Origin of the sequence: Microbacterium sp. MRS-1, assembly GCF_000585455.1 — a bacterium.
Classification (GTDB): domain Bacteria; phylum Actinomycetota; class Actinomycetes; order Actinomycetales; family Microbacteriaceae; genus Microbacterium; species Microbacterium laevaniformans.
In genome coordinates, this window is the sequence record NZ_JAUF01000070.1 from 16285 (window position 1) to 30992 (window position 14708).

The 14708-nt window shown below is 72.3% G+C and carries 10 protein-coding genes; 6 read left to right on the forward strand and 4 right to left on the reverse strand.

Features of this window, described 5'->3' with window-relative positions; genetic code table 11:
- Nucleotides 1–16 precede the first annotated feature (16 nt).
- Complete coding sequence (locus tag AS96_RS11685; protein WP_036289906.1) at nucleotides 17–1372, reverse strand: amidohydrolase family protein; 1356 nt, start codon at nucleotides 1370–1372, stop codon at nucleotides 17–19.
- A gap of 136 nt (nucleotides 1373–1508) precedes the next feature.
- Between AS96_RS11685 and AS96_RS11690 the strand changes: the two genes are divergently transcribed.
- From AS96_RS11690 to AS96_RS11700, 3 genes are read left to right on the forward strand one after another with little or no spacing between them, the layout of a single operon-like run.
- Nucleotides 1509–2210 (forward strand): hypothetical protein, encoded by a 702-nt coding sequence (locus AS96_RS11690; protein WP_036289927.1) that lies wholly within the window; start codon nucleotides 1509–1511, stop codon nucleotides 2208–2210.
- Nucleotide 2211: 1 nt separating this feature from the next.
- Complete coding sequence (locus AS96_RS11695) at nucleotides 2212–3777, forward strand: Y-family DNA polymerase (RefSeq protein WP_036289908.1); 1566 nt, start codon at nucleotides 2212–2214, stop codon at nucleotides 3775–3777.
- The gene (locus AS96_RS11700; protein WP_036289910.1) at nucleotides 3777–7301 is read left to right on the forward strand and encodes an error-prone DNA polymerase; all 3525 of its coding nucleotides are present in this window, start codon (nucleotides 3777–3779) and stop codon (nucleotides 7299–7301) included. The genes AS96_RS11695 and AS96_RS11700 overlap by 1 nt, the downstream gene beginning before the upstream one ends.
- Before the next feature lie 21 nt (nucleotides 7302–7322).
- Here AS96_RS11700 and budA read toward each other — a convergent pair whose 3' ends face one another.
- Together budA and alsS are read right to left on the reverse strand one after the other, a co-directional pair.
- Nucleotides 7323–8054, reverse strand: a complete 732-nt coding sequence (gene budA, locus AS96_RS11705) for an acetolactate decarboxylase (RefSeq protein ID WP_036289912.1) — start codon at nucleotides 8052–8054, stop codon at nucleotides 7323–7325.
- A gap of 64 nt (nucleotides 8055–8118) precedes the next feature.
- Nucleotides 8119–9876, reverse strand: coding sequence for an acetolactate synthase AlsS (gene alsS / locus AS96_RS11710; protein WP_036289914.1), 1758 nt, complete (start codon nucleotides 9874–9876; stop codon nucleotides 8119–8121).
- 110 nt (nucleotides 9877–9986) lie between these two features.
- On the opposite strand from alsS, the gene AS96_RS11715 reads away from it, so the two are divergent.
- Entirely contained in the window at nucleotides 9987–10916 is a 930-nt protein-coding gene (locus AS96_RS11715; protein ID WP_036289916.1) for a LysR family transcriptional regulator, read from the forward strand.
- 88 nt (nucleotides 10917–11004) lie between these two features.
- Nucleotides 11005–12744, forward strand: coding sequence for a ubiquinone-dependent pyruvate dehydrogenase (gene poxB / locus AS96_RS11720; protein ID WP_036289918.1), 1740 nt, complete (start codon nucleotides 11005–11007; stop codon nucleotides 12742–12744).
- Here the strand turns inward: poxB and AS96_RS15075 are convergent.
- Nucleotides 12652–13653 carry a DMT family transporter gene (locus tag AS96_RS15075; protein WP_081768054.1) on the reverse strand — a complete coding sequence of 334 codons (1002 nt, stop codon included), beginning with the start codon at nucleotides 13651–13653 and terminating at the stop codon, nucleotides 12652–12654. The two genes, poxB and AS96_RS15075, sit on opposite strands and share 93 nt — an antisense overlap.
- A 71-nt stretch (nucleotides 13654–13724) precedes the next feature.
- Between AS96_RS15075 and AS96_RS11735 the strand changes: the two genes are divergently transcribed.
- Nucleotides 13725–14621 (forward strand): LysR family transcriptional regulator, encoded by an 897-nt coding sequence (locus AS96_RS11735; RefSeq protein WP_036289924.1) that lies wholly within the window; start codon nucleotides 13725–13727, stop codon nucleotides 14619–14621.
- Nucleotides 14622–14708: the final 87 nt, after the last annotated feature.

Below are 14708 nucleotides of genomic sequence, written 5' to 3' on the forward strand. Positions count from 1 at the left end.
AACGGCGCCGCGACGCTCACCGGCCGACGCGCTCCCGGAGGGCCGCGGTGAGGGCGTCTTCGTCGGCGGTGACCAGCCGGTAGTCGCGGACGACGACGCGTCCCGCGACCACGACATGGCGAGGGCGGCGTCCCGGATGGGCCCAGAGCAGGCCCGCGACCGGGTCGGCCACTCCGGCGTCGGCGACCCCGGAGACATCCCAGACGCAGAGATCGCCCGCCGCGCCCGGGGTCAGGATGCCGAGGTCGGCGCGGCCGAGGCCGCTCGCGCCGCCCGAGGTGGCCATGGCGAGCACGTCACGGGCCAGGAGGGCGGCGCCGACCAGACCCGACACCTGCATCGCCAGACGCGCGTCGGCGAGCAGGTGCCCGGCGTCGTTGGAGCCGCCCCCGGAGGTCCCCAGCCCCACGGCGATGCCGGCCTCCTGCAGGCGGCGTACCGGTGCGATGCCCCAGCCCATCGGCACGTCGCAGCCCGGGGCGTGGGTCGCGGTGATGCCGGCGGCGGCGAGCCGCGCGATCTCTTCGTCGGTGACGTCGCACAGGTGCGCGATCGTCACCCCGGCCTCGAGCCAGCCCCATTCCTCGAGGAGGTCCAGGGGGCGCCGCCCGTAGCGGGCCAGGGCGATCTCGGTGTCGACCTGCTCGTTCGCCTGCGTGCGCCGGCGCAGACCGTAGCGCCGGGCGACCTCGCCCAGCGCGCGGAAGGTCTCCTCGCTGTCGGAGTGCACGCCGGCGGGGCCGACGGCGAGCTGCAGCATGCCGTCGGCGCTCGTGCCTCCGGAAGACGACGCTGCAGCCTCGGGGAGCAGGGCACGCACGATCGCGTCCGCGCTCGCTGCCGCGGCATCCGGTGCATCGCGCGCCGAGCCGCGCACGAACACGAGCCGGGCGCCGAGCGCCGCGGAGGCCGCGGCAATCGCGCGGGCGATGGCCACGGTGTCGCCGACCGGGTCGTCGCTTCTGGCCGGGTCGGGCCAGTTGAGCTGATGGTCGGCGACCGTCGTCACCCCGCTCAGCAGTGACTCGGCCACGCCGACGCCGGCGGTCGCGCCGACCAGGGATGCGTCGATATGGGCGTCCGTGTAGGCGGCGGCCATGGCCGGCAGCCACTCGCGCATCGGCACCCCGCGGGTGCCCGGGAGGGTGCGAAAGCCCGACTGCAGCAGGTGGTGGTGCGCGTTGACGAGGCCGGGGGTGACGATCCCGCCGTCCGCGTCGAGGGCGTCGATGCTCTCCTCCGGCGAGGGTGCGGATGCCGTGCTCGCGACCCGTCCGCGTCGGATCACGAGGTCGCCGCCGCGGTCGCGAGCGGGGTCGTCGAAGCGTTCCACGATGCGCGCGGCGCCGGTGAGGATGAGTGATCCGGTCATGCCGTCCGTCCTATCAGCCGCATGTTTCGGGCAGATGTGCGGGCCGACGCGCAATGTCCGAACCCGTTCCTATCTTCGAGACAAGCACATTGAACTAGTCGAATACATGTTCTAATCTGTCGAAGTGAGGCCGATCGTGGGGACCGTTGCTGCCGCGGATGTCGCGGGCACCGTGAGCACCCTGCGCGCTCAGATGGAGCGTATGCAGGGGCGTCGCCTCGACACGCCCGTGCTCCCCGTCGCCCCGGCGCTGGCGGAGCTGCTGCCCGGCGGCGGACTGCGAACGGGGGGAGCCTACGCGCTCGGGCGGTCGATGGCGCTGCTGTTCGCCCTGCTCGCCGAGCCCTCGCAGGCCGGGTCGTGGTGCGCCGTGGTCGGCATGCCGCACGTGGGCGTCGAAGCGGCCCGCGCCGCCGGGGTCGATCTGTCGCGGCTCGTGCTCGTGCCCGACCCGGGAGAGCGGTGGCTGGCCGTCACCTCGACCCTCGCCGACGTGCTGTCGGTGGTCGCGGTACGCCCGCCGTCGCGGGCGAAGGACAGCGAGGTGGCCCGGCTGGCCGCCCGCATGCGCGAGCGGGAGGCGGTGCTGCTCGTGCAGGGACCGTGGCCGCAGACCGAGGCGATGATCGATGTGTCCGATCCCTCGTGGTCGGGCCTCGGCGAGGGGCACGGCATCCTGTCGGGGCGCGAGCTGACGGTCACCGTGACCAGCCGCCGTGCGCCGGTGCCGCGCTCGCGGCGCCTGATGCTGCCCGACGATCGGGGGCGCCTGGGCGGCGGGTCTCAGCCCACCCGCACGCGCCTTCCCGAACCCCTGCCGATGAGACGGGCGGTGTGAGATGACTGTCCTCCCTGCGGGCACCCCGCCGCGGAGCCTGGTGGTCTGGGTGCCCGACTGGCCGATCGTCGCGACCACCCGCGACGGCGACGACCCCCTCGACGCCGCGGAGCCGATCGCCGTGTTCGAGAAGGGGGCGGTCGTCGCCTGCTCGGCCGCGGCGCGCGCCGCGGGTGTGCGCCGGCGCATGCGCCGCCGCGATGCCCAGGCGCGCTGCCCGCAGCTGGCCGTGGTGGATGCCGACGCCGTGCGCGATCATCGCGCGTTCGCTCCGCTGATCGCGGCGATCGAAGAGGTCGCGCCGAACGTGCAGGTGATGCAGCCCGGACTGTGCGCGCTGCGCGCCCGGGGGCCGGCGCGCTACTTCGGCGGCGAGGCGGCCGCCGCCACCGTGCTGGCCGGAGCGATCGCCGCGCTGGGCATCGACGACGTGCGCGTGGGCATCGCCGACGGCACCTTCACGGCCGAACAGGCGGCGCGCTCCGGCACCCGCCGCGAGGATCCGGTGCGGATCGTGCCCGCCGGCACCGCGGCGGACTTCCTCGCCCCTTTACCGGTCGTCGTGCTCGATGAGGAGCTGGCTTCGCTGTTCGGCCGGCTCGGGGTGCAGACGGTGGGGGAGGTCGCCGCGCTGGGCGCCGACCGTCTGGTGGAGCGCTTCGGCACCCGTGGCCAGTGGTTGTACGCGCTGTCCTCCGGCCGCGATCCCCGACCGGTCACCGCCCGCACACCACCGCCCGAACTCCACCGCGAGGTGGCGTTCGAGCCGCCCGTGGAGACCGCCGATCAGATCGCCTTCGCTCTGCGGGTTCCCGCCGCGGAGTTCGTCTCCCGTCTGGGTGCGCAGGGGCTGGTCTGCACCGAGCTGCGTGTCGTGCTGACCGGTGATCGCGGCGAGCGCAGTGAACGGGTCTGGCTGCACCCGGGGGCCTTCGATGAGGCCGCCGTCGTCGACCGGGTGCGCTGGCAGCTCGCCGAGCAGAATCACCTGCCCGGACAGCTGCGCAGCGCCGTGGGCCGGGTGCGGATCGAACCCGAGGCGGTGGATGCCGCCGCCCACCACACTGCCCGTCTGTTCGGGTCGGGGCCCGAGGAGCGCGTGCACCGCGCACTCTCCCGCGTACAGGCGATGCTCGGCCATCAGGGCGTGCTGACCCCGGCCGTCGGCGGAGGCCGCTGGCTGAGCGAGCGGCAGCGCCTCGTGCCGTGGGGCGATGTCGCGGGCGACCTGCAGGCCGGCGAGCGGCCCTGGCCCGGGAGCCTTCCCGATCCGCTGCCCTCGGCGGTGTTCGCCGAGGGCGTGCCGGTGGCGGTGCTCGACGACGACGGCGACATGATCGCGGTCGATGCGCGGGGCGAGCCCACGGCGATGCCGACCGTGATCGAGCTCGGGGGCAGACGCCGCGGCATCCGCACCTGGGCCGGGCCGTGGCCGGTCATCGAACGCGAGTGGGATCCCGCCCGAGCGCGACGAGCGCATCGCTTCCAGATGGTCGACGACGCCCAGGGGGCATGGCTGCTGGTGTGCGAGGAGGGCGTCTGGCAGATCGAGGGGAGGTACGACTGATGGGCTTCAACAATCCGTCGGTGCGCTGGTCGGAGATGGCGCGGCTGCTGGGATCTCCCGACATCGGCGGCGACAAAGAACCCGACGGCGGCGACGGTCCGGCTTTCTCGCGCAAGCGGGGAAAGTACGAGCCGCCCCCGATCGAACGGCCCGCGGATGCCGTGCCCTACGCCGAGTTGCACGCGCACTCGTCGTTCTCCTTCCTCGACGGCGCCTCCTCGCCGGCCGAGCTCGCCGAGGAGGCGGAGCGATTGGGCTTGCACGCCCTCGCGATCACCGATCACGACGGGTTCTACGGCATCGCCCGCTTCGCCGAGGCGGCGGAGCACCTGCAGCTGAAGACCGTCTTCGGGGCGGAGCTGACGCTCGGCGGCGACGGTGCGGGTGGCGGTGCGGGCGGCCGTGCGGACCTGGGGTCGCCGCCGGCCGGATTGCTGAGCGCACCGAGCCCCGCCCGGTCGGGCGCCGCCGATCCGCTCGGATCGCACCTGCTCGTGCTGGCCCGCGGCCAAGAGGGGTATCACCGTCTCGCCGCCGCGATCACGCATGCCCAGCTCGCCGGCGGTGAGAAGGGGCGTCCCTGGTACGACCTCGATGATCTCGCCGATCGCGGTGGCGGGCACTGGGCGGTGCTCACCGGATGCCGCAAGGGCGCCGTGCGGCAGGCGCTCGCCGCCGGAGGTGCGGATGCGGCCGCATCGGCGCTCGACCGGCTCGTCAGCCTGTTCGGCCGCGAGGCGGTCTTCGTCGAGCTGATCGACCACGGCGCACCCACCGACACCCGCGACAACGATGTGCTGGCCGCTCTGGCCGCCGCACGCGGCCTTCCGGTGCTGGCCAGCAACAACGTGCACTACGCGGTTCCCGAACGCGTGCATCTGGCGGCGGCGGTCGCGGCGGTGCGGGCGAATCGAGGGCTCGATGAGCTCGACGGGTGGCTGCCGTCGCATGCGAGCGCCCACCTGCGCTCGGGCGCCGAGATGACGCGGCGGTTCCGGCGCTATCCGGGTGCGGTCGCCCGCACGGTCACCCTCGCCGACGAGCTCGCCTTCCCGCTGCGGCGCGCCAAGCCCGCCCTGCCGAAGCTGCCGGTCCCCGAGGGACATACGCCGATGTCGTGGCTGCGCCGGCTCGTCTGGGACGCGGTGCCGCACATGTACCCCGACCTCGACGGCGACGGGCGTGCGCGCATCGAGAAAGAGCTCGGCGTCATCGAGCAGAAGGACTTCCCCGGCTACTTCCTGATCGTGCACGGCATCGTGGCCGAGGCGCGTCGGCGCGGCATCCTCTGCCAGGGGCGGGGATCGGCCGCGAACAGTGCGGTGTGCTACCTGCTGGGCATCACCGCGATCGACTCGATCTTCTACAACCTGCCCTTCGAGCGCTTCCTGTCGGCGATGCGGGAGGAAGAGCCCGACATCGACGTCGACTTCGACTCTGATCGGCGTGAGGAGATCATCCAGTGGGTCTTCGACGAGTACGGACGTGAGCGCGCGGCGCAGGTCGCGAACGTCATCCAGTACCGACCGAAGAACGCGGTGCGCGACATGGCCAAGGCGCTCGGGCACTCGCCCGGGCAGCAGGACGCCTGGTCGAAGCAGGTGGAGCGGTGGGACGGCGCCGTCGCCGGCGCGCACGACATCCCCGACCGGGTGCTCGCGTACGCCGGCGAGCTGTTGAAGGCCCCCCGCCATCTCGGCATCCACTCCGGGGGCATGGTGCTCACCGAGCGGCCGGTGGGGGAGGTGGTGCCCATCGAGCACGCGCGGATGGAGAATCGCACCGTCATCCAATGGGACAAGGACGACGCCGCCTGGATGGGGCTCGTGAAGTTCGACCTGCTCGGACTCGGCATGCTCGCCGCGCTGCAGTACTGCTTCGACCTCATCGCGGAGGCGACGGGCGAGACGTGGACGCTGCAGAGCATTCCGAAGGAGGAGGCGGCCGTCTACGACATGCTGTGCCGCGCGGATTCGATCGGGGTGTTCCAGGTCGAATCGCGCGCGCAGATGGGGCTGCTGCCGAGGCTGCAGCCGCGGCGGTTCTACGACCTGGTGATCGAGATCGCGCTGATCCGGCCCGGACCCATCCAGGGCGGGGCGGTGCACCCGTACGTGCGGCGCAAGCTCGGGCTGGAGGAGCCGACGTATGCGCACGAGAAGCTCATCCCGGTGCTGGAGCGCACCCTCGGGGTGCCGGTGTTCCAAGAGCAGCTGATGCGGATGGGCATGGCCGTCGGCGACCTCACCGGAGAGGATGCCGACGTGCTGCGCCGGGCCATGGGCTCCAAGCGCGGCATCGAGCGCATCGAATCGGTGCGCCAGAAGCTCTACGACGGCATGGCGCGCAACGGTCTGGTGGGAGCCGTCGCCGACGATATCTACGCGAAGATCCAGGCGTTCGCGAACTTCGGCTTCGCCGAGAGCCACTCCCTGTCGTTCGCGCTGCTCGTCTATGCCTCGTCATGGCTGAAGCTGCACTACCCCGGGGCGTTCTTGGCGGCTCTGCTGCGTGCGCAGCCGATGGGGTTCTACTCGCCGGCGACCCTCACCGCCGACGCCCGCCGCCACGGTGTCGTCGTGCGTCGTCCCGACCTGCACGCCTCCGGGGTGGATGCCGGGCTCGAACCCCTCGATGCCGACGGCAGCGGCGCCTCGCCGGCTGCAGGGGCTCCGGTCGTTGAGCGAGCGAGCGCAGCGAGCGAGTCGAAACGCGTCCCCACCGGCATCCCCTCCTGCACCGATCGTCACCAGCCTCCCGTGCCCCTGTTCGACATCACCGCTCCCGACGTCTCGGCCACCCACCGTCGCGACGCCGGCCACGCGGTGCGGCTGGGGCTCGCGGCGGTCACCGGGGTGGGAAAGCGGCTCGCGGAGCGCATCGTCGCCACCCGCGACGCCGACGGGCCGTTCCGCGACCTGCGCGATCTCGTGCGGCGGACGGGCGCCACGGCCGCGCAGGTGGAGGCGCTGGCGACGGCGGGCGCCTTCGAGAGCATGGGCATCAGCCGCCGCGAGGGCATCTGGCTGGCCGGCGACGCGGCACAGGATCTGCCCGAGTTCCTGCCCGGCTCGCTCGTCGCCGTGCAGCCGCCGCTGTTCGGCGACCCCTCGACCTACGACGTGCTGGCCGCGGACCTGTGGGCCACGGGGATCTCGACCGACGACCATCCCCTCACGCACTACCGCGCCCCGCTGGATGCCCGCGGCGTGCTCACCTCGCGTGAGCTGCGCACGCACGAGGTCGGGCGCCGGGTCGAGGTCGCGGGTCTGGTCACCCACCGGCAGCGGCCGGCGACGGCATCCGGCATCACCTTCATCAACCTCGAAGACGAGCTCGGCCTCGTCAACGTCATCTGCTCGAAAGGCGTCTGGGATCGCTATCGCCGCGTGCTGCGCGATGCGCCCGCCCTCATCGCCCGCGGCATGCTGGAGCGGTCGCCCGAAGGCGTCACCAACCTCGTCGCCGACGCCTTCGAAGACCTGCGCGTCGGCGTGCGCCACCGCTCCCGCGACTTCCGCTGATGTCACCGCCGCGCCGAGGCGTCAGGGGCGGCCGGCGTGCTGCTCGGTCTTGGCGAGCTGGTCGGCCAGGTCGTCGGGGGCGAGGGCCGCCTCGCGGAACTCCGTCGTCAGCGGCAGGCGCAGGTGCAGGTCGGTGCACAGGCACAGCTCGACCGTGCCGTGATCCAGCACGAAGTCGAGCACGTGGCCGCCGCGCGTGCGTCCGTCGTCGATGAAGTGCGCGTGGCATCCGGGAACGCCGATGCCCTGCTCGTACAGCGGGGTGCGGAAGGCGACGATCGTGCCGTCGATCTCGTCGAACTGCAGCACGGCATCGTCGTCGGTGGCCTCGGTCATCGGCCGGTACGGCTTCTGCTGGCGGGTGACCGTCCCGGCGGTCACTCGCCGGAAGCGCCCCGTGATCCGCAGGGCGTACATGTAGTTGGCCGACGCGGTGATCGCATCGATCGCGGCCGAGGCCTCGGCGCGCGTGACGCCGTCGGGCAGCGTCCGTGTGAGGGTGGGCACGAAGTCGGTCACCACCGCGTACGGCGTCGCCGAGTCGGCGGATGCCGCGGCGGCGGTGCCGTCGCCGCGCAGGCGGTACGCGACGCCGTCGACGACGACCATCTCGCCGTCGAGGGCGTTGAACGTGCCGATGCCGAAATCGCCGTGCTCCAGCAGTTCGCCGACCGTCATGTCGTCTTCGTAGATGCCGTCCAGGAGCGCGGCCATGAGGCTCGTCTGGAACAGGGTGTGACGTTCGGCGCTCATGCGCGGTCCTTTCGGGAGGAGGAGGAGGAGGAGGAGAGAGGGAGGCCGGTCGGCAGGTAGCGGCTCACAGCAGCACGTCGGCGAGCAGGTCGCCGCCCAGGCGGTGCAGATTGTCGCGGTAGTCGACGGGAACGTCGATCACCGAGGGGCCGGGTTCGGCGATCGCGGCGAGGATCGTCGGAACGAGGTCGTCGATGGATGTGACGCGGTAGCCGTGGGCGCCGAACGACTCCGCGAACGCGACCACGTCGTAGGCGCCGAGCTCGACCGCCGCGGTGCGCCCGTACTTCTCGACCTGCTGGAAGGCCACCATGTCGTAGGCCGAGTCGTTGAACACGATGTGCGTGAAGCTCGCCCCGACCCGCACCGCGGTCTCCAGTTCGACGGCGGAGTAGAGGAACCCGCCGTCGCCCGACACCGACACGACCGGTGCGCCCGCGTCGGCGAGGCTGGCCGCAATGGCCCACGGCAGGGCGACGCCGAGGGTCTGCTGCCCGTTGGAGAACATCAGCGAGCGGGGACGGTAGGTGCGGAAGTGGCGCGCCATGTAGAGGTAGTTCGAGCCGACGTCGCAGAGCACGGTGGCGGCATCAGGGAGGGCGGCGCGGATGCCGGCGACGACCGCGACGGGGTCGAGGCCGAACGCGTCGTCGTGGTCGGGGTCGCCGAGGTCGGTGTTCTCGGCGAGGCGGGTGCGCTCGCGATCGACGATGCGGGCGGTCTCGGCATCGTGCGGGAGGGGAAGCCCCGCGGCATCCACAGCCAGGAGCAGGTCGACGAGGGTGGTCGCGAGGTCGCCGACGAGTTCCACCGTGGGCCGGTAGTCGTTGTCGATGTCGGCCGGCACGGTGTCGATGTGGACGATGCGGCGGTCCTTGCCGGCGTTCCATTCCGCGGGCACGAACTCGACGGGGTCGTAGCCCAGCGTCAGCACGAGGTCGGCGCGGTGCAGCAGCACGTCGCCGGGCTGGTTGCGGGCGAAGCCCACGCGTCCGAGGTAGTGGTGTTCGAGCTCGCGCGAGATGATGCCGGCGGCCTGGAAGGTCTCCACGACCGGCAGCCCGGTGGCGCGCAGCAGCGCGTGCAGGGCGTCGACGGTGCGGGGATCGCCGCTGCGGGCACCGGCGAGGATCACGGGAAAGCGCGCCTCACGCAGCAGTGCGGCGGCGCGATCGACGGATGCCGAGGCCGCCCCGCCGGTGACGGCGGGCACGATCGCATCGCGGAAGCCGATCGCGGTCGTCGCCGTCGACACGTCGTAGGGGAGCACCACGGCGGCGGCGCCGCGGGGTTCGCGGGTCGCGGCGCGGAACGCGTTCACGATCGCCTCCGCGACGTTGTCGGCGGCGGTGACCTCGGCCGCCGAGACCGTCACGGTCTGCAGCATGCCGACGGCATCCATCGCCTGGTGCGCCCGCTTGAGGTGCTGCGTGCGCGACACGGCACCGCAGATCGCGACGACCGGGTCGCCCTCGGTGGTCGCGGTGAGCAGCCCCGTCGCGAGGTTGGCGGTGCCGGGGCCGCTGGTGACCAGCACGACTCCCGGGATGCCGGTGAGCCGGCCGACCGCGGCGGCCATGAAGACCGCGTTCTGCTCGGTGCGGCACGTGATGAGCTGCGGCGCCCCGGCGATGCCCTGCACCGCCGCGAGCGCGTCGAAGACGGGATCGATCTTGGCGCCGGGCACGCCGAACACCCACCGCACGCCGTGGGCCATGAGCACGTCGACGACGCGATCCGCCGCGCGACGTCCCGCGGGTGGCGTCGGCAGGTGCGTGGCGGAGGGCGACGTGGGGGGAGTGGCGACCGTGGCGATACTCATGACTCCATGCTCCGTCGCCGGCGTCTGGCGAGGAAGACGGCGTCGATGATGCGAGTCATCTGATTCACAGATGATTTCCGTCGCGTCGACAAGCGCGGCATGATCGAGGCATGGATGTCCGCCACCTCTCCGTCTTCGTCGCCGTTGCGCGGGAGATGAGCTTCACACGGGCGGCTGACAGCCTGCTGCTGGCGCAGTCGGCAGTGTCGACCACGGTGCGGGAGCTGGAGCGCGAGCTGGGTGTCGAACTGTTCGACCGTTCTCATCGGCAGATCAGACTGACCGGCGCGGGGGAGGAACTGCTCACGCGCGCCCGGGCGGTGCTGGAGCAGATGCGCGAGATCGGCGAGGCGGTCTCTACGGCGGCGACCGAACTGCGGGGGGCCGTGACGATGGGGCTCATGACGGGCGTCGACCTCGTCGATGTGCCGGGGCTGCTGGGCCGCTATCACGAGCGGCATCCGGCCGTCGCGGTGCAGCTGCGGGCGACGGGGTTGGGTTCGTCGGGTCTGGTCGCCCAGCTCGAGCGCGGCGAGATCGACCTGGCTCTGCTCGCGGTCGTCGATGCGCTTCCGGCGAGCCTGCGGGGTGAGGTCGTCGCCGCATCGCCGTACGTGCTGGTCGTGCCGGCGACGCACCGGCTCGCGGATGCCGAGGGCGTCACGCTCGCGATGCTCGAGGGGGAGAGTTTCGTGGACCTGCCGCCGGGGTACGGGTCGCGGCGCATCGTCGACGATGCTTTCGCCCATGCCGGGGTGTCACGCCGTGTGCTCATCGAGGTCGCCGATCTTTCCACGGCCGCCGCGTATGTGCCACAGGGGCTGGGGTTGGCGATCGTGCCGCGTTTCGCGGCGCTGGCGGCCTCGTCGGGCTCGGGGCGTCCGTTCGCCGATCCGGCCCCGCGGATGCCGGTGCGCATCATGCCGCTCGATGACGCCGTTCCCGCCTTCGAGGTGTCTCTCGCGTGGTCGCGCCGTCGCCCCCTGACCGGCGCTGCGCAGGGCCTCGTCGACCTGCTGCGCACCGAACTGCTGCCGTAGCCCCTCAACGACCGGGGGTGAGCGGGACGGAACAGGACTCGACGATCGTCCAACCCCGTGACGCGCACAAGCGGCGTAGCGTTGGGGCATGGCGAACGTTGCAGACTTCTTCATCGACACCCTCAAGCGCGCCGGCGTCACCCGCATCTGGGGTCTTCCCGGCGACTCGCTCAACGCCTTCACCGATGCGCTGCGACGCGACGGCGGCGATGATGCGATCCGCTGGATGCACATGCGGCACGAGGAGGCCGCCGCCTTCGCCGCCGGCGCCGAGGCGGAGCTGACGGGCGAGCTCGCCGTCGTCGCGGGCTCGTGCGGCCCTGGCAACCTGCACTTCATCAACGGTCTGTTCGACGCCAACCGCAACCGCGTGCCGCTGCTGGCGATCGCCTCGCACATCCCGTCGGCCGAGATCGGCAGCACCTACTTCCAGGAGACGCACCCCCAGGAGCTCTTCCGCGAGTGCAGCGTCTACACCGAGCTGGTGAGCGACCCGGCCCAGCTGCCGTGGGTGCTGGAGATCGCCATGCGCACCGCGGTCGAAAGGCGCGGCGTCGCGGTCGTCGTCGTGCCCGGCGACGTGTTCTTCGCCGACGCGCCCGACCGGCGGCCGACGGCCCCGATCCGGGCGGCCGGCTCGACGGTGCTGCCCTCGGCATCCGCTCTGGCCGCCGCCGCGACCGCGCTCAACGACGCCAAGAAGGTGACGATCCTCGCCGGGTCGGGCGTCGCGGGCGCGCATGACGAGGTGCTCGCCCTCGCCGAGACGCTGCAGGCGCCGATCGTGCACGCCCTGCGCGGCAAGGAGCACATCGAGTGGGACAACCCCTATGACGTGGGCATGACGGGGCTGCTGGGCTTCTCGTCGGGGTACAAGGCGATGGAGTCGTGCGACACCCTGCTCATGCTCGGCACCGATTTTCCGTACCGTCAGTTCTTCCCCTCGAAGGCGACGGTGATCCAGGTCGACATCCGCGGCGAGCAGCTGGGGCGGCGCACGCCCATCGACGTGGGATTGGTCGGCGGTGTGAAAGAGACCGCGAACGCGCTGCTGCCGCTGCTGCAGGGCGACCGCTCGTCGAAGCACCTCGAGGAGAGCGTCGCCCACTACCGCAAGACCCGCGCGCGGCTCGACGACCTGGCCGTCGACGACGGCAAGGCTCCGGTGCGGCCGGAGTACGTCACGCGCGTGCTGGATGAGCTCGCCGACGCGGATGCCGTGTTCACCGCCGACGTCGGAAGCCCCGTGATCTGGGCCGCCCGCTATCTGCACATGAACGGCACGCGGCGGCTGATCGGCTCGTTCGCGCACGGATCGATGGCCAACGCGATGCCGCAGGCGCTCGGGGTGCAGGGCGTCGACCGCTCGCGCCAGGTGATCGCCCTCGCCGGCGACGGCGGGCTGGCGATGCTGCTGGGCGACCTGCTGTCGATCCGCCAGAACGACCTTCCGGTGAAGATCGTCGTGTTCAACAACTCGTCGCTCAACTTCGTCGAGCTCGAGATGAAGGCGGCGGGCATCGTCAATTTCGGCACGGGGCTCGACAACCCGAGCTTCGCCGCGATCGCGGAAGCGGTGGGCATCACCGGCATCCGTGTGGAGAAGGGCAGCGAGCTGCGCGGGGCGATCGCGCAGGCGCTCGCGACCGACGGGCCGGTGCTGGTCGACGTGGTCACGGCGCGTCAGGAGCTGGCGATGCCGCCGTCGATCACGCTCGCCCAGGCGAAGGGGTTCTCACTCTGGGCGCTGCGCACCGTGCTGTCGGGGCGCGGCGACGAGCTCATCGACCTCGCCGACACGAATGTCTGGCGTCGCCTGTTCCACTGACGCGGCCTGCCCCGGCGCCCGTCGGGCCAGGCGGTGGCGGCGCTCGATCGCCTGGCCCGCGTAGCTCGCGCCGACGATGACTGCCGCCCCGGCGACGCCGACGGGGCCGATCGCCTCGCCGCCGACCGCGACGCCGACGACGAGCGCCCAGACGGGTTCGGTGCCCATGAGGATGCTCGCGCGCGCGGCCGACGTGCGCCGCACCGCCCAGAGCTGCACGGCGAAGGCGAACACCGAGCAGAGCAGTCCGAGAAACAGCACGTCGGCGAGGGCCGCGGCATCCAGTCGCGCGACCGCGACCGGCAGGGAAGGCCCCGCGATCGCGCTGAACACGACGCTGCCGACCACGAGCTGCACGACGACCACGCAGAGCGAGCTGTCGCGCCGCCCGCGGGTCAGATGTCCGCTGGCGGTGACGTGCACCGCGCGCACGACCGCGGCGGCGATGACGAGCACGTCGCCGGCGGTCGGCAGGTGGATGCCGTTGCCCGAGACCAGCAGCGCGACGCCGACGACGGCGGCCACCGCAGCGACGAAGTACGAGCGCGGCAGCCACACGCGTGACGCGATGCCCTCCAGCGCCGGGGTCATGACGAGGGCGAGGCTGATGAGCAGGCCCGCGTTGGTCGCGGAGGTGAGGCTCACGCCCCAGGTCTCCAGCCCGATGACCGCCGCCTGCGTGCCGCCCAGGGCCGCCGCGATCACGAGCCCGCGCCCGCGCGGGAGGCGCTGCCGGGTGAGGGCGCAGAGGATGCCGGCGCCGCCGGCGGCGACAAGGAACCGTAGCGCATTGGCGGAAGCGACCCCGGTGAGGCTGATGAGGTCTTTGGCGACGAGGAAGCTCGCGCCCCAGACGACGGCGACCGCGACGAGGGCGAGGTCGACGAGCAGGTCGGAGCGGCGGGTCATGCGCTCAGCGTGACAGCCACGGTCGTGAAGAGCATCGGGCAATGTCTTCATCGATGTGTTAGAGATTGCTTATGGATCCGATGCGCCTGCGGCTGCTGCGCGAGTTGGATGATCGCGGCAGCGTGTCGGCTGTCGCGGCGGCGCTGCACGTCAGCGCGTCGGCGGTGTCGCAGCAGCTCGCGATTTTGCAGGCGGACGTTCCCGTGCCGCTCACCGTGAAGCAGGGTCGTCGGCTGGTGCTGACGGATGCCGGGCGCGCACTCGCGTCCGCCGGCGCCCGGGTCGACGAGGCGCTGGTGCTCGCCCGAGAGAGCGTCGGAGCGTTCCTCGCCCATGAGGCCGCGCCGGTGCGCGTGTCGGCGTTCCACAGTGCAGGCGTCGCGCTGTTCGCACCGCTGCTGGCCGCGCTCGACGGCGTACCCGTCGCGCTGACCGACGAGGACGTCGCGCGCGAGGAGTTCCCCGGACTCGTGGCCGCGCACGACCTCGTCATCGCGCACCGGCTGGCCCACGCCCCGGACTGGCCGCGGGAGCGGATGGTAGTCACGCCGCTGTTCGTCGAACCGCTGGACGTCGCGCTGCCGGCGGCGCACCCCCTGGCATCCGCCGATCGGATCGATCCCGCGGCCCTCCGCGGACAGGCGTGGATCTCGACGCACGAGGGCTTTCCGCTCACCGGCGTGCTGCAGGCGATCGCTGCGCTGAGCGGAGAGCCGCCGGTCATCGCCCACCGGGTGAACGAGTTCTTCGTTGCCGCGCAGATCGTCCGCGCCGGGGCGGCGATCGCCGTCATGCCGCGGTTCACGGCGCGCGCCCTGGCGACCGACGGCATGGTGCTGCGACCGCTGGCCGGGGTCACCCTCAACCGTCACGTGGACGTGCTGGCCCGCCCCGACGCGCCGGCACGCGCGGCCGTGCGCCGCGTGCGGGCTGCGCTCGTGGATGTCGCCGCCGACCTCGCGCGGTGACCCCCCAGGCATTGCCCTCCCTCTCCCGCCCCGTCCGGTTCGGGGTCGCCTCTGGTCGCTCAGCGTGGGCGAGAACGACCACATACG